The 15,276-nt window shown below is 57.4% G+C and carries 13 protein-coding genes; 8 read left to right on the top strand and 5 right to left on the bottom strand.

Annotated features, from left to right (window positions below; genetic code table 11):
* The first annotated feature begins 70 nt into the window (after positions 1 to 70).
* The 3 genes from hrpA (at position 71) to BMX80_RS08345 (ending at position 5,072) form a co-directional block, all read left to right on the top strand.
* Positions 71 to 4,021, top strand: a complete 3,951-nt coding sequence (hrpA, locus tag BMX80_RS08355; protein ID WP_074867212.1) for an ATP-dependent RNA helicase HrpA — start codon at positions 71 to 73, stop codon at positions 4,019 to 4,021.
* A 30-nt stretch (positions 4,022 to 4,051) separates the two neighbouring features.
* On the top strand, positions 4,052 to 4,615 hold the full coding sequence (locus BMX80_RS08350; RefSeq protein ID WP_139214048.1) for a hypothetical protein: 564 nt from the start codon (positions 4,052 to 4,054) through the stop codon (positions 4,613 to 4,615).
* A 64-nt stretch (positions 4,616 to 4,679) separates the two neighbouring features.
* A complete protein-coding gene (locus BMX80_RS08345) occupies positions 4,680 to 5,072 on the top strand; it encodes a hypothetical protein (RefSeq protein WP_074867208.1) in 393 nt (130 codons plus the stop codon).
* 642 nt (positions 5,073 to 5,714) lie between these two features.
* Here the strand turns inward: BMX80_RS08345 and BMX80_RS08340 are convergent.
* The gene (locus BMX80_RS08340) at positions 5,715 to 6,890 is read right to left on the bottom strand and encodes an integrase core domain-containing protein (RefSeq protein WP_074867206.1); all 1,176 of its coding nucleotides are present in this window, start codon (positions 6,888 to 6,890) and stop codon (positions 5,715 to 5,717) included.
* A 411-nt stretch (positions 6,891 to 7,301) separates the two neighbouring features.
* On the opposite strand from BMX80_RS08340, the gene BMX80_RS08335 reads away from it, so the two are divergent.
* Both BMX80_RS08335 and hemG read left to right on the top strand, forming a co-directional pair.
* Complete coding sequence (locus BMX80_RS08335) at positions 7,302 to 8,270, top strand: lipin/Ned1/Smp2 family protein (RefSeq protein WP_074867204.1); 969 nt, start codon at positions 7,302 to 7,304, stop codon at positions 8,268 to 8,270.
* 99 nt (positions 8,271 to 8,369) lie between these two features.
* Positions 8,370 to 8,909: a menaquinone-dependent protoporphyrinogen IX dehydrogenase gene (hemG, locus tag BMX80_RS08330; RefSeq protein WP_074867202.1), complete on the top strand. Its 540-nt coding sequence runs from the start codon at positions 8,370 to 8,372 to the stop codon at positions 8,907 to 8,909.
* Here hemG and BMX80_RS08325 read toward each other — a convergent pair.
* Together BMX80_RS08325 and BMX80_RS08320 are read right to left on the bottom strand one after the other, a co-directional pair.
* Positions 8,906 to 9,406: a rod shape-determining protein gene (locus BMX80_RS08325; protein WP_083394278.1), complete on the bottom strand. Its 501-nt coding sequence runs from the start codon at positions 9,404 to 9,406 to the stop codon at positions 8,906 to 8,908. The two genes, hemG and BMX80_RS08325, sit on opposite strands and share 4 nt — an antisense overlap.
* Before the next feature lie 19 nt (positions 9,407 to 9,425).
* Positions 9,426 to 10,571 carry a sterol desaturase family protein gene (locus tag BMX80_RS08320; protein ID WP_074867200.1) on the bottom strand — a complete coding sequence of 382 codons (1,146 nt, stop codon included), beginning with the start codon at positions 10,569 to 10,571 and terminating at the stop codon, positions 9,426 to 9,428.
* A gap of 247 nt (positions 10,572 to 10,818) precedes the next feature.
* Between BMX80_RS08320 and BMX80_RS08315 the strand changes: the two genes are divergently transcribed.
* On the top strand, positions 10,819 to 11,787 hold the full coding sequence (locus BMX80_RS08315) for an alpha/beta fold hydrolase (RefSeq protein ID WP_074867198.1): 969 nt from the start codon (positions 10,819 to 10,821) through the stop codon (positions 11,785 to 11,787).
* 24 nt (positions 11,788 to 11,811) lie between these two features.
* On the opposite strand, the gene BMX80_RS08310 is transcribed toward BMX80_RS08315, so the two are convergent.
* Positions 11,812 to 12,159 (bottom strand): MmcQ/YjbR family DNA-binding protein, encoded by a 348-nt coding sequence (locus BMX80_RS08310; protein WP_074867196.1) that lies wholly within the window; start codon positions 12,157 to 12,159, stop codon positions 11,812 to 11,814.
* Between the two features lie 207 nt (positions 12,160 to 12,366).
* Between BMX80_RS08310 and BMX80_RS08305 the strand changes: the two genes are divergently transcribed.
* Positions 12,367 to 12,870, top strand: a complete 504-nt coding sequence (locus tag BMX80_RS08305; protein ID WP_074867194.1) for a DUF1993 domain-containing protein — start codon at positions 12,367 to 12,369, stop codon at positions 12,868 to 12,870.
* Positions 12,871 to 13,048: 178 nt separating this feature from the next.
* Positions 13,049 to 14,284 carry a hypothetical protein gene (locus BMX80_RS08300; RefSeq protein ID WP_139214046.1) on the top strand — a complete coding sequence of 412 codons (1,236 nt, stop codon included), beginning with the start codon at positions 13,049 to 13,051 and terminating at the stop codon, positions 14,282 to 14,284.
* 59 nt (positions 14,285 to 14,343) lie between these two features.
* On the opposite strand, the gene BMX80_RS08295 is transcribed toward BMX80_RS08300, so the two are convergent.
* Positions 14,344 to 15,237: an acyltransferase gene (locus tag BMX80_RS08295; protein WP_074867190.1), complete on the bottom strand. Its 894-nt coding sequence runs from the start codon at positions 15,235 to 15,237 to the stop codon at positions 14,344 to 14,346.
* Between the last annotated feature and the right edge of the window lie 39 nt (positions 15,238 to 15,276).

Here is a 15,276-nt window from a genome sequence, read left to right as displayed (position 1 = left end):
CGCGGCAGCGCGCCCCGAGGGCTAATTTCTGCGACAATCGCAGCCCCTGTTAGCCCGTCTGTACCGAGTCATGAGTCAAGCCGATCTGCGTCAACTGCAAGCCAATCTCGACCGCGTGATGTTGGCCGACTGCCATCGTCTGCGCCGCCAATTACAGGCGCTGAGTAAACAGCCCGAGGCGGATAAGCTGGCGCAATGGCAGGCGCGTTTTGCTGAGTCTGAGGGCAAGGTAACGGCGCGGCGCGCAAGCGTGCCAGCGGTACGTTACGACGACGCGCTGCCGATTGCTGCCAAGCGTGACGAAATCAAAGCCGCGATCAGCGCCCACCAAGTGGTGGTCATCGCCGGCGAAACCGGCTCGGGCAAAACCACTCAGCTGCCGAAAATTTGCCTAGAGCTAGGCCGTGGCGTGCACGGTTTAATCGGCCACACCCAGCCGCGCCGGTTAGCCGCGCGCAGCGTGGCCAGCCGCGTGGCGGAAGAACTCGCCGTGCCGCTTGGCGAGCAAGTTGGTTTTCAGATGCGTTTTGAAGACCAAAGCCATGACGGCACGCTGGTCAAGCTGATGACCGACGGCATTCTGCTCGCCGAAACCCAGCGCGACCGCTTTCTGGAACGTTACGACACGCTGATCATCGACGAAGCCCACGAACGCAGCCTGAACATCGACTTCCTCTTGGGCTACCTGAAAACCCTGCTGCCGCGCCGGCCTGACCTCAAACTGATCATCACCTCGGCAACCATCGATCTAGAGCGCTTTGCCGAGCACTTTAACGACGCGCCGATTATCGAAGTGTCAGGCCGCACCTATCCGGTGGACGTCTGGTATCGCCCGCTCACCGCCGAGGTAGACGAAGACGGCAACCGCGTTGAAGACGACCTAAGCGCCGAACAAGGCATTCTCGCCGCGCTGGACGAGATCGAAGCCTTCGAGCGCAGCGAAAAAAAGCGCCCCGGCGATGTGCTGGTGTTTTTGCCCGGCGAGCGGGAGATCCGCGAAACCGCCGACCACCTGCGCAAAGCCCAGTTGCGCCACACCGAAGTGCTGCCTTTGTATGCACGGCTGTCTGCCGCCGAGCAGCAGAAAATCTTCCAGAGTCATCCGGGGCGTAGGGTAGTGCTGGCCACCAACGTGGCGGAAACCTCGCTCACCGTGCCGGGCATTCGCTATGTGATCGACACCGGCACCGCGCGCATTAGCCGCTACAGCTACAAGGCCAAAGTGCAGCGTCTGCCGATTGAGGCGGTGTCGCAAGCCAGCGCCAACCAGCGTAAGGGCCGCTGCGGGCGGGTCGAACCGGGCATCTGTATTCGCCTGTACAGCGAGGAGGATTTCCTCGCCCGCCCGGAATTTACCGATCCGGAGATTCTGCGCACCAACCTCGCCGCGGTGATTTTGCAGATGCTGCACCTGCGCTTGGGGCGCATCGAAGATTTCCCGTTTATCGAGCCGCCGGAAGGCAAGGCGATCAAAGACGGCTTCACCTTGCTCGGCGAGCTGCGCGCCGTTACCGAGCAAGGCGAGTTGACCGAGATTGGCCGCCAACTGGCGCGCTTGCCGATTGATCCGCGCTTGGGCCGCATGCTGATCGAAGCGGTCAAGCAGGGCAGCGTTGATGAGGTGCTGATTGTCGCCAGCGCGCTGTCGGTGCAAGACCCGCGCGAGCGCCCCGTCGAGCGCCAACAGGCCGCCGACCAAGCCCATGCACAGTGGAAAGACCCAGATTCCGACTTCGCCGCGCTGATAAACCTGTGGCGCGGCTTTGAAGAACAACGTCAGGAGCTCGGCAGCAATGCGCTGCGCAGCTGGTGCCGCAAGAACTTCCTCAACTATTTACGTTTGCGCGAATGGCGCGACGCGCACCGTCAGCTGCTGCTGATTCTGCGTGAGCTAAAACTACCTGCCGCCAAGCAAGCGAGCAAAACAGCCGAGCAGGCCGGCGAGCCAACGCCCGAGCAGCTGCGGGAAAACTACGCCGCGGTACACAAGGCGATTCTCGCCGGCTTGCTCAGCCAGATCGGGCAAAAAACCGAAGACGGCGACTACTTAGGCGCACGGCAACGGCGCTTTTGGATTCACCCCGGCTCCAGCCTTGGCCGCAAACGCCCGCAATGGCTGATGGCCGCCGAGCTGGTGGAAACCAGCAAGCTATTCGCGCGCATGGTGGCGAAAATCGAGCCGGATTGGCTCGAGCCGTTGGCTGGTCATTTGCTGAAAAAGACCTACCTCGAACCGCACTGGGAAAAGAAGCGCGGCCAAGTGGTGGCTTACGAGCAAATCAGCGTCTACGGCCTGATCATCGTCGGTCGCCGTGCTTGTCACTACGGCCCGCACGACCCGGTGGTGGCGCGCGAGCTGTTTATCCGCGAAGGCTTAGTGCGCGGCGATATTCTCTCCCGCGCGCAGTGCTTAACCGCCAACCGCCAGTTGCTCGAACAACTCGATGCGCTGGAGGCCAAAGCGCGCCGCCGCGACATTCTTGCCGACGAAGAAACCCTGTTCGCCTACTACGACGCGCGCCTGCCGGCGGATATCTACCAAACCGCCAGCTTCGATAACTGGTACAAGCGCGAGCGCGCCAAACAGCCGCAACTGCTGCACATGACCGAGGCCGACGTGCTGGCCCGCGATGCGGCAGAAGTGACCGCCGCGCAATACCCCGACACCTTGCAAATCGGCGAGCTGACCTTGCCGCTCAGCTACCACTTTGAGCCGAATCATGCGCGCGACGGCGTTACCCTGCGTGTACCCGCGCCGCTGCTGCCGCAGTTACCGGCCGAGCGCCTGCAATGGCTGGTGCCGGGCTTGCTGAAAGACAAATGCGTGGCGCTGGTGCGCAGCCTGCCCAAAGCCATCCGTAAGAATTTTGTGCCCGTGCCGGACTTTGTCGATGCGGCGCTCGCCAAACTGGTCTTCGGCCAAGGCGCGCTGCCGCAAGCCCTCGGCCACGAACTGCTACGCATGACCGGCGTGCGGGTGAGTGAAGAAGCGTGGCAAGAAGCCGAAAACGCCGTGCCCGAGCACCTGCGGATGAACATCGAAGTGGTCGATGCGCGCGGCAAAGCCCTCGGCGAAGGCCGCGACTTGGTCGAGCTGACCGCGCGCTTTGCCAAGGCCAGCCAAGCTGCGTTGGAGTTGCCAAGCAACAAAACCAGCCCCGCGCCGATCAAGAGTGACGACTTTGCCGTTAAAGCCAGCACCCAACACAAGGTCGCCGGGCTGGCGATGACCGTTTACCCCGCGCTGGTGGATGACGGCGGGCACGTCAAAGAAGAACGCTTCGCCACCCAAGCCGAAGCCGCCTACCAACACCGCCGCGCGGTGCAGCGCTTGCTGCTCCAGCAATTGCCCGAGCAAGCCAAGTTCCTGCGCAGCAAACTGCCCGGGCAAACCGAGCTGGGCCTGCTCTATCGCGATATGGGGCGGCTAGAGGCGCTGGTCGAAGACATCCTCCTCGCCAGCCTCGACGCCTGCATGCTGGAAGGTTTAACCGAACTGCCGCGCGATGCCGCCAGCCTCGCCAATCTGGCCGAACGCGGCCGCGCCAACTGGCCCGCCGAGGCCGACGCCTTGGCCAAGCTGCTGCTGGACATTCTCAAGCGTTGGCAGGCCCTGCAAAAACGCTTCAAAGGCCGCATCGACCTCGCCATGGCCGTGGCCCTCAACGACATCAAAGCGCAACTGGCCGCGCTGGTGTACCCAGGCTTTGTGCGCCACACCCCGCTCACTTGGCTCAAGGAATACCCGCGCTACCTCAAAGCCATCGAACAACGCCTCGACAAAGTCGCCAGCCAAGTGCAACGCGACCGCGTCTGGGCTGGCGAGCTGGCCGGTTATTGGGAGCAGTACCAAGCGCGCTTGGCCAAACACAGCCAAGAGGGCAAGCGCGACCCCGAGTTACAGCTGTATCGCTGGATGCTCGAGGAATACCGCGTGTCGCTGTTTGCCCAGCAGCTGGGCACTAAGATGCCGGTGTCGGATAAGCGGCTGAATAAGCAGTGGGGGAGTGTGGAGGGGTGAATGTTTTTTTCAGGGACGTTGAGGTGGTGCATGAAAATAAATGCTAGACAGCTAATAGCCATTAGCCTCGCGCTATTTCCAGCGATGGCTTATGCGAACGGCGGCGGCTCTTTGTTGCTGCTTATTAGTGCGGGTGTCTTTGTTTACGGCCAGATCTGGATATTGCTGGTAGAGACGCTTTTTTTGAAAAGAGCTTCGGGTCAAGGCACGAGTGTGTCTTTTAAGCAAGTGTTTTTGGCTAATCTCTGCTCAACGATTGTTGTAGGGTTCGGTTTGCCACTGTGTTTGGCGTTAATTACGCTGGGCGCTATGGAGTTGCCAGCTCCTTATGGAGGGTATGCCTCACTGCTAGGAACATGGATTTATGAGGGCGCTCCGCATTTGGAGTATCTGGGCTATGTTTCGATTGTCTGGCTTTTTATTACGCTGCTGCTGACGGTGTTCTGTGAAAAGGCGTTCTATCAGCGGTATTGGCGTAAGGTTGGTTTTGTGCCGGAGTTTTCTGTTGATAGATTTATTTGGCAGGCGCATGCGGTTAGTTATTCAGGGCTGCTTGTTGTTGTGTTGGTGATGTGGCGGGAGTTGCTCTTTTAAGGTGTGATTGCTTAGGCGAGGTTGGAGGCTTTCTTTATTTTCTTGGCTCGTTTCGTGAGGTCTTATGTGGGTAGTCGTGCCGCTATTAATATTGTTTGCTCACTTGGTTTTCAGTGCTTGGCAAAAGGGTGAGGGCTATTTTTACTCTACACAGGTGTCATTGTGGGGCACTTTTTTATGTTGGCTGGTCGCTTTTGATGTTAGTGAAGCTGAGGGGGTTAGTGGGCTGTTGATTGTTTTTTCTCTGCTGTCGCTAATGGTCAATATGCGTTTTGTGACGATGACGTCGATTTATGATCTTAAGTATCAAGGCTTGACTGAGTTCAAGAGGTTCTGTCTGCGTAAGGGTTACTTGACGAGGTTTGAGTCTTTCACTGTGGCTGGTTTGTATTGGGTGGTTGGTGGTATATGGGTGTTTGCGTTGGTAAAGATAGCGGAGAAGTTTTTAATTAGCTAATTACTGGCGTGCTGCGCAAATTGGCTGTTTCGCCTCCCGGCGACCTTCTTTTCTTTGGCGCAAAGAAAAGAAGGCAAAAGAAACATGCCCCCGCCATTGGCTCGGCTGCGCCGAGTTCCCTCACTGCATCATTGTTTCAGAGGCCCTCCGCGAAGGGCCGTCCTGGCCCATCGCGGCTTTCGCGGCATCCCTGCCGCTCAACCTCTTACACAACGACTCCGTTCGGCCTGCTGAAGGGGGCGTTGGTGCAGGTCGAGGGTTTGGCGATTTGCAAATTTTGCTTGTTACTTAACTGTTATTGCCTCACCCCAGCCCTCTCCCAGTGGGAGAGGGGGAAATACGGCTGATTAGTTTGTATTTGGCTGTTGCATTTAAGCCCTCTCCCTTGAGGGAGAGGGTTGGGTGAGGGTGTTGAATATGAATGCCAATGGTTCAGCTTGCACCAATCGCCCCTTTTATCCGGCTGAGCGCAGGCTGGCTGTAGTGGGGTAAGCCGCAGGGATGCGGCGCAAGCGGCGATGGGCTAGGGATAGCCCTTCGCCGTGGCCCCACGTAAGCCTGCCGGAGCGAAGGGACTCGGCGCAGCCGAGGCGGATAGCAGGGGCTGTACGGAACACTCACATGGGTTACAAAAAAGTTCAGTCACATAGGTGACACATTGAGCGTTACATAACCATCCTGAGCGTTTCTTATATCGAACCGTCCAAGGATGATTGAGCCAAAAATAACATCCCAAACGCCGTCGCAAATCTCCTCCAGCCCGATGGTTTGATGCTGGAGTACATGCCCGACATAGATCCGCATGTTGCGACGTCTCACCACTCCCGAGCAGCCCACCAAAGCATTCTCGATATGGCTTGGATAGACCATCTCGGGCAGCTTGCTGGGAAAGACTCGTGGCGAGCGTGTGTAACAGGACGCTGGTGTTCGCTGCTGTAAGGCCTCGTGTACCCGTTCGTGGTTATAGAACTGGCGGAACCGATCAAGATGCTGCTGTTGCGCTTTCCATGCTACCGCCGGTGGTGATGGCAAGGTGCTTTTTAATGTGCGGTGCATCCGTTCATGGCGGCCGTTTTGTTCCGGTCTGCCCGGTGCTATGCGTTCTGGGATGATGCCGAGGCGCAACCACCAAATCGATAACCGCGACAGCCCCGCACGGCCCTTGCTGGCAAAGGGTGCGCCGTTGTCGGTGCGTATGCGTTCTGGCAAACCGTACTCACGGAAGACCTGGGTAAATATCGCCTGTGTCTCTTTGAAGTTGGTGTTGCGCATGCCGTGGCAAGCCAGCAAACAACGGCTGGCGTGATCCATGATGGTCAGCGGATAACACCAGACACCGGCGCCAGTTAAGTACTGACCTTTGAAGTCTGCGGTGAACAACTGATTAGGCTCATCGGCCTTCTGCAGTGGCCTAGGGTAAACAGCCACGCGCTGACGTAAGCGCCGTGGTTTCACCAAGTTAGCCTTCTTCAAGATGTTGTAGATCGTTGTTTTAGAAGGCGGCTCTTGGTCGGGGAAGCGCTTAATCAGATCGGCCTGGATCTTCTTCGGGCCCGGCGTGGTTTCCCCGATGCCGCGTAGCTCGATCACTGCATCACGAATGGCCTGCGGCACGATGCGGTCTTGCGATAAGCGCCGTCGGCTGCGCTCTTCTAACCCGGCTGGGCCTTCGTGCTCATAGCGATCAAGCCACTTGTAACCCGTTTTGCGACTGATCTCGTAGGCCTGACACAAGGCGCTAAAGCTAGGCGCGCCTTTGAGATAATCCGCAATGAAAAGGAGTTTCATGTCCATAGGTTTCAGCTCTTGCCAAGGCATGGTCAGATCCTCAAAAAAACGACCATGCCAGTTAAAAACTGTTACCTATGTGCGTGAACCAATTTGTTACCTATGTGAGTGAGTCATACCGGGCAAGCGTTTTTGCTTACTTTTGTCGCAATGACAAAAGTGAGTCGCCCGGGAAGGGCGAAACAGAAGGGGTCGACAAACTCAGTAGTCAGCCTAACGCAATAACGCAGACGCCCACCGCTTTACAGACCAAATGCACCTATTGGTGAGTCAAGCTACAAGGCGCTAATCCAACATAGCAGTCACGCCTGATCACTAAACAGCAACCCCCCTCCCTTGGTTGGCCTGCATGTCATCCCCGCTTCATGCACCTTGCGTACTCTTGCGCCGCCTGCCGTGGCGCAGGCCTTGAAGAATAATTCCAATATAAGGACCTCACCCATGCGACTGCTCGCCTGTTGCGTACTATTGGCAGCCACTGCCACCAGTTACGCCCAACCACAATGCCCCGATATGAATGCTGCACTTAACCCGCCGGCGCTCACTAAGCCGGCGAAGAAATCCTTCCGCCACTTTGGTAATCGCATCTTGGCCAAGTTTTATAAGCCGTGGCACATGGTGCATGACGAGATGGTGCGCGCTGGTCAGGCGGCCACCGTCACGGCTAAGTTCGATTACGACGCCGTGCTGCATAAAGATCTCGAAGATGAAACCGTGCACGCCTACCTGTTCGGCCCCGGCATGCAGCAGTGGCAAGCCATCGGCAGTTACCGCACCGACAGCGACGGCAAAATCCGTGTGCCGGTGGGTGTGCGCCCTGTGGGGGAATACCGCCTGCGCTTTGTGGTGGAAGGTGACTTAAGCCAAGTGGATGGCTACCTGAGCGTGGTCGAGGCGGGGCGTAAAGCCGTGCTGTTTGATATCGACGGCACGCTGACCATTAACGACTTCGAGGCCTATGCCGATTATGTGGGGGTGAAAACCGCGCAGGCGTATTACTACGCGCCAGAAACCGTGCGTGCCTACCGTGACAAGGGTTATCAACTGGTGTTTCTCACCGCACGCCCGTACTGGGTGACCAAAGATGGCCGCGAGTGGTTTGTGACACAGAATTTGCCGCAGTGGCATTACCGCTCTAACCCCTACGGCGACGGGCCGATTCCGCCGAACACCGTGGCGCATAAGCAGGGTTATATCCAATACCTGCGTGAGCACGTGGGCTTAGACATAGTGCGCGCCTACGGCAATGCCAGCACCGATATTGAGGCCTACGCCGGTGCGGGCCTGCCCAAAGCAGAAACGTGGATCATCGGCAAAAACGCCGGTAACAACGGCACGCAAGCCGTCAGTGGTGATTACAGCTACCACTTCAGCACTGTGGTGCAAAACACCCCAGCCGCCTGTCCGTAATACGGAGTGGGCGGCGCTGGCCGTCCATTTTCCTTGGCCTAAATCAAGGTTTCCCGCGCGCTGCGCTTTTAGTCTGAAGCTATTTAAAAGGGGCAGCGTATGGCACGGATTCTTTTGCTCTACTCCACCACCGACGGGCACACGCGGCGCATTGCCGAGGTCATGGCCACGCAGTGGCGTGCTGCCGAGCATGAGGTGTTGGTGCACGATGTGTCGTTACCACTGCGTTCGGCGTTGAGCAGTTTCGATGCGGTGGTCTTGGGCGCCAGTGTGCGTGGCGGGCGCCATCAGGTGTTTGCCAGCGAATTTGTTGGCGCGCATTTGGATGAGCTGCAGCAGATGCCCAGCGCGTTTTTCTCGGTGAATTTGCAAGCGCGCACCCCGCCCAAAGACACCGCCGAAGGCAATCCGCACGTGCAGCAGTTTTTAGCCAGCACGCCGTGGCGGCCCAGCTTAGTCACGGTGTTCGCCGGCAAGTTGGATATGCGCCGTTATCGCTGGAAAGACCGCCTGATGGCCATGAGCGCCATGTGGGCGACCGGCGACCGAGTGTGGCCGTGGAGCGTGCGCGAATACACCGACTGGGCCGCTGTACGCGCGTTTGCTGAGGCGATTACGCAGGCTGAGGCCGCGACTTAAATCTTGCGCCAGTCCGGGTTGGTTTGTTTGAGCGCTTGTAAGTCAAAGTTCTCGGCGCTTAACGGTGGGCCTTGATACAGCAGAGTGTCGTGTGCGCCGGCGCCTAAGGCCAGCTCACGAAACGCGCGTGCCTCAATCATGGTGAGGCCGCCTTCAGTTTTCGCCATCGGGTGAATAATCACGAACGGGGGCGGGGTAAACCAAGCCTTGCCGCTAATGCGCTTCACCAGCAGCTGTAAGAGTTTTTCTGCGGCGGCGAAGTCTGCCAGCAAGGTTCGCGGGTGGGTGAAGGGGCTAAGCACTTGGCTATCTGGCTTGGCGCGTAAGCGTGCCGCTTGGCCGAAGGTGACCAAGGGTTTGCCGTTGCTCTGCTCGACGACCAGCACCGGCTCATCGCTAAAAATGTCGCCGCTGGTTAAGTCGAGCAGCTGGATGTTGTCCGGCCAGATTTGCACGTAGAGCGTGCGGCTAAAGCGGTTCATCAAGTGTTTCAACATGCTCTTAGCGCCTTACCTATCAGGATGGGGTGTTGTTATTCGGCTTTTGCAGCCAGCATTTAAACGGATACAAAAACTGCCCCAGCATGCCCGCTGGAATTGGGTCGTTGACGGTGCCGTAAGTGCTGGCCAGCGGCCCTGGCATATAGGTGGTGCGGAAAATAACGTCGTAGATGGGCAAGAAGCCGGCGTAATTTTTATCAATGGCCGCCTCTTCAGAGGAGTGGTGCCAATGGTGAAACTCGGGGGTGGCCAATATCCAGCGCAACACCGGGAAGCGCAAACGCAGGTTGGCGTGAATAAAAATCGCGTGGAATGAGATAAACACTAAGTAGGCATACACCGCCGAAGGCGCAAAGCCGAGGACAAAAATCGGCAAGTAGCCGGCGAGGCGATTGGTGAGGATTTCCAGCACGTGCAGGCGCGATGAGGCGAGCCAATCCATGTGCGTGGTGGAATGGTGCACGGCGTGAATCTTCCACAAGGCCGGCACCTCGTGCATGGCGCGGTGAATCCAATAAGTGCCGAAGTCGACCACCAGCAAAATGGCGATAAATTGCAGCCACAGCGGTTGTGCGGCGACCCATTTTTGCAGCTCCCAACTCGTGCTTTCATGCAGAAACACTTGCACGGGAATGATGGTGAAAAAGCTGATCAGCTGCAGACCCAGATGGCTGAACATGAAGTATTTAAGGTCGGTGATCCAGCCGGGGCGGAAGACTTTTTGCTCGCGCTCTTTGCTGAACAGGCGCTCTAGCGGGATGAAGATAAGCGCCAGAACCACCAGCGTTAGGATGAAGTAATCCAAACCGACATACAGGCCGCGGGTATTGATATCCGGCGCTTCAATTTTGCCCGAGCCAATTAAAGCGGCAGTGGTGGCGAGCAACATGCCAAACACGCCATAGCGAATCGACTCATGGCGCAGCATCGATATCAAGCCGCAAGCAAAGCCGATGGCGATGCTGATCTGTAGGCTAACGCGCAGCACGTCGAGGTTATAAAAGCCGCGAAAGTCGGGGGTGGTGAACAGTTCCGGCCAAATAAAACACACCGAGGCGAGCACTGAGAGCAAGCCTAAACCGACTGACAGCGCGGCGCTGGTTTTGCCTTGGCCGGGGGTGAGGTCGACGTTTTCATAGCGACTGCGAAGGCGTTGGCTCATAACAAATCCTTGTGAAGGTAACGATCCCTGTGACGGCCTACGGTGCTAGGCAGGCCACGCGCGCCGCGCATTATGCGGATTTTTGCCTGGGCTTGTGTGGCTGTGCGGCACATTTTGTTGGCCTGCACTGCGCTTGGCGAGTGGTCGTGAGGGTGTTCATTGGCATTCTTACGGTGAATAAGAGCGGCGCAGTGAGCGGCGCTTTTTCTATAGTGCAGGTTCGAAGGTTGGCTAGGCGAGGTTAGCTATGCAGGGCTTTGATCATCAGTTGCTTGAGGTCAACGGTATTACCTTGAGCGTTTATCACTGCGGCCCGACCAGCGCTAAGCCGCTGTGGTTGCTGCATGGTTTTCCCGAGTGTTGGTACAGCTGGCGGCACCAAGTGGCCCCGTTGTTGGCGGCGGGTTATCAGCTGTTTATGCCGGAGATGCGTGGCTACGGGCAGACCAGCGCACCGCGCGAACCGGAGGCCTATGACCTGTTCACTATTGGCGACGATATTCGCGCCGCGTGGGATGCCCTAGGTCAGCAGCAGGTAGCGGTGATTGCCCACGATTGGGGTGCGCCCGTGGCGTGGCAGTTGGCGCTGCGCGAGCCGACGCGAGTGCAGGCCGTGGTGGGCATGGCGGTGCCCTATGGTGGGCGGCCTAAGCAGCCGGCCACCACCATCATGCGCAAGTTGTATGCCGAGCGCTTTAATTACATTCTGTACTTTCAAGACGTCGGCGCTGCCGAAGCCGAGATGGATGCCGACATCGACCGCACCCTGCGTGTGATGTTGCACAGCCTGAGTGCAGCGGTGCCGCAAGACTTCTTTCTGCAAGAAAAACCCGCCAGCGCACGGCTGCTGGATGGCCTGCAAGCAGCCAGCGAGTTACCAGTCTGGTGTGAGCCAGAAGCCTTTGCCCGTTACCGCGCCACCTTTGCCGAGCGTGGCTTTTATGGCGCGCTGAACTGGTATCGCAACTTCGAGCGTAACTGGGCGCAAAGCGAAGTGCTGGCTGAGGCCAAGGTTGAGCAACCGGCGCTGTTTTTACTCGGCGATAAAGACCCGGTCGGCACGCTGGAAGCCTATACCCTAAAACAAATGCCGCACTGGGTGCCGCGCCTAGAGCAGCACGTAATCGCCGATTGCGGGCACTGGCTGCAAAGTGAGCAGGCAGACACAGTGAATAGCTACTTAGTGGATTTCTTAGCTCGGCACTATCCGGCCTGATGAGCGCGTTTGGGGGGCGCGGGATTAGTCGAGTAGCAGACCAATCTGGCGCTTCTTCGCCAGCTTGCGCACCACCAGCTGGTGCGAGCGCGTAAGACATGCACGCAGCTCGTCATCACCCATGGCAAACGGCGCTGGCAGGCTCACCCAGTGGGCGCGGGCTAGATACGGAGCAGGGCGAATGCCGGGGCGGTCGGTAAAGCCGAGAAACAGATCGCTATCGACTTTAAACGCCAGCTCGCCGCCTAAAAAGTCGACGATGGCGAACATCTTGGTTTCAGCAATCGAAAACACCCGATTGCTGCCCCATTTATAGTCCTCCCGCGCGCCGGGCAGGCTCAGGCAAAACTGGGCAATCTCATCGCGGGTCATGGCAGTGTCCTAAGGGCTCTAGTCAGGAGGCTTTGATTTAATGGTCGAACGGGTCAAGCGCAAGGCGTACGGAGCACAGCAACTCTGGTAGGCGGTTTGGTAGGTGACGTTGCGAGCACCGCACAACGCAGTGATTGGCTGGTGCGGGTATTAAAGCAGTTGGGCTAACCTTAGAACGCTAATTATCCCCCTCGCAAGGAGTGCTCTATGTCGTCCATGTACCAAACCTCGCTGCCGATGTTTATCCACATGCTCGGTAGCATCAGCAAGATTCTCCACAAGGCCGAAAGCTGGGGCGCGGAGAAAAACATCGCCCCCGAGGTGCTACTTAACGCTCGTCTAGCACCGGATATGTACCCGCTGACCAAGCAAATCCAGATTGCCACCGACGTGGTTAAAGGCTGCGCGGCCCGCTTAGCCGGCGTTGAACCACCGAGCTATGCCGATAACGAAGCCAGCTTTGCCGAGCTGCAAGCGCGGCTGGAGAAAACCATCGCCTTTCTGAAAGCCTTCACCCCCGAGCAAATCGACGGCAGCGAAAACCGCAGCATCGAACTGAACTTCCCCAACTTGCAGCTCAAGCTTAACGGGCAGGAATACTTGGTCGGCTTTGTGATGCCCAATTTTTACTTCCACCTAAGCACCGCCTACGGCATCTTGCGCCACCAAGGTTTGGCGGTCGGCAAGATGGATTTCTTGGGGCGCACGTGATGATGCTTTCTTGGGCGACTGTGCGTTGTTTGGCTATTGGTCGCAGTCAGTCGCGCTAGAAACTGGCATGCTGCGCCGCCACTGGTTTTGGCAAATTTGATGATCTACAGGCCGTCCTTGACGGCCTGTTTCTTACAGGAAGTAGCTTTTGAACAAGAGTGTTTTTGGGGTAGGTGGTGTGCTGGTTGTGCTGTTGGTGGGCGGTTTTGCATGGCAGCGTGATGACGCGCTTAGTCCTGAAGCTGAGGGTTGGTTAAAACAGTTTAGCGAGCGACCCAAGCACAGCGACGCTTATCTCTACCTGAATGGTTTGGATGCGCCTGCTGACGAAGAGCCTGCCGAGTTAGGGGCGGCTCGATTGGCGCATTACCAGCAATGGCTGGCTACGTCGGAGCCTAGCGATCAGTACTGGGAACTCCAGCAGGCGACATTGCCATTGCCGCAAGGGCCCGCCTTCTGTGCGCGTGAAGAGTCGGCCTGCTGGCGTGATTTGTTCGCCAGTGATCCGAGTGAGGTCTTGGCAGAGCATGCGGTTTTGTTAGAGCGCTATCGGCACTTAATGACGCTCGATGACTACGCAACGCTAACGTCGCCAACGCTTTCAGATCCATTGCCGCCGTTTTTCTATTTGCGGCGCGGGCATCAGTTGCAGGCACTCTATGCCTTGCAACTGGCTAAGAGCGGTGCAGGTAGCGAAGCTTTGCGTCTTCTTGAAAGCGATCTTGTTCAGCTGCGACGGCAGTTGGCCCAGGCTGATCACCTCGTTTTGAAGATGATCTTGATCGCTATGTTGGATGAGCACCTTAACTGGCTGGCGCTGTTGTATCGCGAGGGGTTGATTGTTGCCCCCCAGCCCATCCAGCCATTAAGTGAAAGTGAGCGCTCTTTGCATCTCGCCTTGCAGCGCGAGTTTGCTGGTAGTGCGGAGATGTATGCCCAACTGGGTGCTGGAGACTTAGGCTCTGGAGAGCCAAAGGTGCTGGAGCATGTGGCGTTGGTCTTGGTTTATAAGCCGCAGATGACCATTAACCGCGCGTTGTTGCCTTATCAAACCTTGTCTGCTGTTTCACTGCTGAAGCCAGCTGCATTTCGCCAGTCATTGGAAAACGACAGACAAAAGACCGCGATGGAGCGGTCGTGGCGTAACTATGTGGGCGTGGTGTTAAGCGATATCGCCTTGCCCGACTTCAATATCTATATCGGGCGAGTACTAGACTTAGACGCTAAGTTTAAGTTGTTAAACCTGCTGCCTCAGCTACCAAAGAATACGCCGCCCAGCGCCGCGCAATTAGCCGCGTTAGAGCAAGCTGATAACCCTTATCAGCGCGGCCAGCTGCCCTTCTGGCAGGCAGATATAGCCAAGCTGTGTTACCCCGGCCCGTTGCCGCAGCACAAGGGTAGCCGCTGTTTATAGGACCGTTGCTAAGGTGAACAAAAAGGGGCCACGCAGGCCCCTTTTCTTATCGAGAAGCATCAGCCGTTCTTGAGCTGTTCCAGCTCTGCATCTTTTGCCACCCACAGCTCATTCACCCACTGCTGAAACTTCAGACGGTAGGCCTCGTCGCTGTCGTAGCGTTGGCCGATAAACTCAGCCGGAATCTCGGTGAGCTGCACACGCACCACTACATTGCGTACGCGGCCGCAGAGTAAGTCCCAGAAGGTAGGCACGCCGTCGGGGTAGTGGATGGTGGTGTTGACCAGGCCTTGCAGTTGGTCGCCCATGGCGTCGATCACGAAGGCGATACCGCCAGCCTTGGGTTTCAGCAAATGCTTAAACGGCGACTGCTGACGGGCATGCTTGGCCGGCGTTAAACGGGTGCCTTCAAGGAAGTTAAATACCGCCACGGGATTGGAGCGGAACTTAGCGCAGGCCTTGCGGGTGGTGTCTAAGTCGGTGCCGGCTTTTTCTGGGTGCTTGGCCAAGTAGGCCTTGCTGTAGCGCTTCATAAAGGGGAACTCCAGCGCCCACCAGCAGATGCCAATCACCGGCACCCAGATCAGTTCTTGTTTTAAGAAGAACTTCAAAAATGGAATGCGCCCCAAGCCTTGATGTTGTAGCACCAGAATATCCACCCAGCTTTGGTGGTTGCTGGTGATCAGGTAAGAGTGCTGCATGTCCAGCTGTTGCATGCCTTGGGTGTCGAAACGCACTGGGCCGACCAGCCACATCCAGAACATGTTGACGCGAATCCAGCTGTTGGCGATCCACGTCATGATGGTGCGGCAGTGGCGTTGCACGGGTGCAAAAGGCAGGGCCAGCTTAAGCAGCGAGAAGCTCAACAGCGGCACAAACCAGAAGATGGTGTTAACGGCCAGCGTTAGGCCGGTGAGCACGCCACGCAGTGGCGCAGGCAGGAACGACAGCATTAAATCCCCCTTAATAAACAGGCCGGCGTTTATGCCGGT

Origin of the sequence: Atopomonas hussainii (assembly GCF_900109735.1) — a bacterium.
In the GTDB taxonomy this organism is placed as follows: Bacteria; Pseudomonadota; Gammaproteobacteria; order Pseudomonadales; family Pseudomonadaceae; genus Atopomonas; species Atopomonas hussainii.
This window is presented reverse-complemented; position numbering and strand designations above follow the sequence as displayed.

Excerpts from the sequence above, each read along its gene's own strand:
- hrpA (WP_074867212.1), top strand. The coding sequence starts at position 71 with ATGAGTCAAGCCGATCTGCGTCAACTGCAAGCCAATCTCGACCGCGTG.
- BMX80_RS08350 (WP_139214048.1), top strand. The coding sequence starts at position 4,052 with ATGAAAATAAATGCTAGACAGCTAATAGCCATTAGCCTCGCGCTATTT.
- BMX80_RS08345 (WP_074867208.1), top strand. The coding sequence starts at position 4,680 with ATGTGGGTAGTCGTGCCGCTATTAATATTGTTTGCTCACTTGGTTTTC.
- BMX80_RS08340 (WP_074867206.1), bottom strand. The coding sequence starts at position 6,890 with ATGCCTTGGCAAGAGCTGAAACCTATGGACATGAAACTCCTTTTCATT.
- BMX80_RS08335 (WP_074867204.1), top strand. The coding sequence starts at position 7,302 with ATGCGACTGCTCGCCTGTTGCGTACTATTGGCAGCCACTGCCACCAGT.
- hemG (WP_074867202.1), top strand. The coding sequence starts at position 8,370 with ATGGCACGGATTCTTTTGCTCTACTCCACCACCGACGGGCACACGCGG.
- BMX80_RS08325 (WP_083394278.1), bottom strand. The coding sequence starts at position 9,406 with ATGTTGAAACACTTGATGAACCGCTTTAGCCGCACGCTCTACGTGCAA.
- BMX80_RS08320 (WP_074867200.1), bottom strand. The coding sequence starts at position 10,571 with ATGAGCCAACGCCTTCGCAGTCGCTATGAAAACGTCGACCTCACCCCC.
- BMX80_RS08315 (WP_074867198.1), top strand. The coding sequence starts at position 10,819 with ATGCAGGGCTTTGATCATCAGTTGCTTGAGGTCAACGGTATTACCTTG.
- BMX80_RS08310 (WP_074867196.1), bottom strand. The coding sequence starts at position 12,159 with ATGACCCGCGATGAGATTGCCCAGTTTTGCCTGAGCCTGCCCGGCGCG.
- BMX80_RS08305 (WP_074867194.1), top strand. The coding sequence starts at position 12,367 with ATGTCGTCCATGTACCAAACCTCGCTGCCGATGTTTATCCACATGCTC.
- BMX80_RS08295 (WP_074867190.1), bottom strand. The coding sequence starts at position 15,237 with ATGCTGTCGTTCCTGCCTGCGCCACTGCGTGGCGTGCTCACCGGCCTA.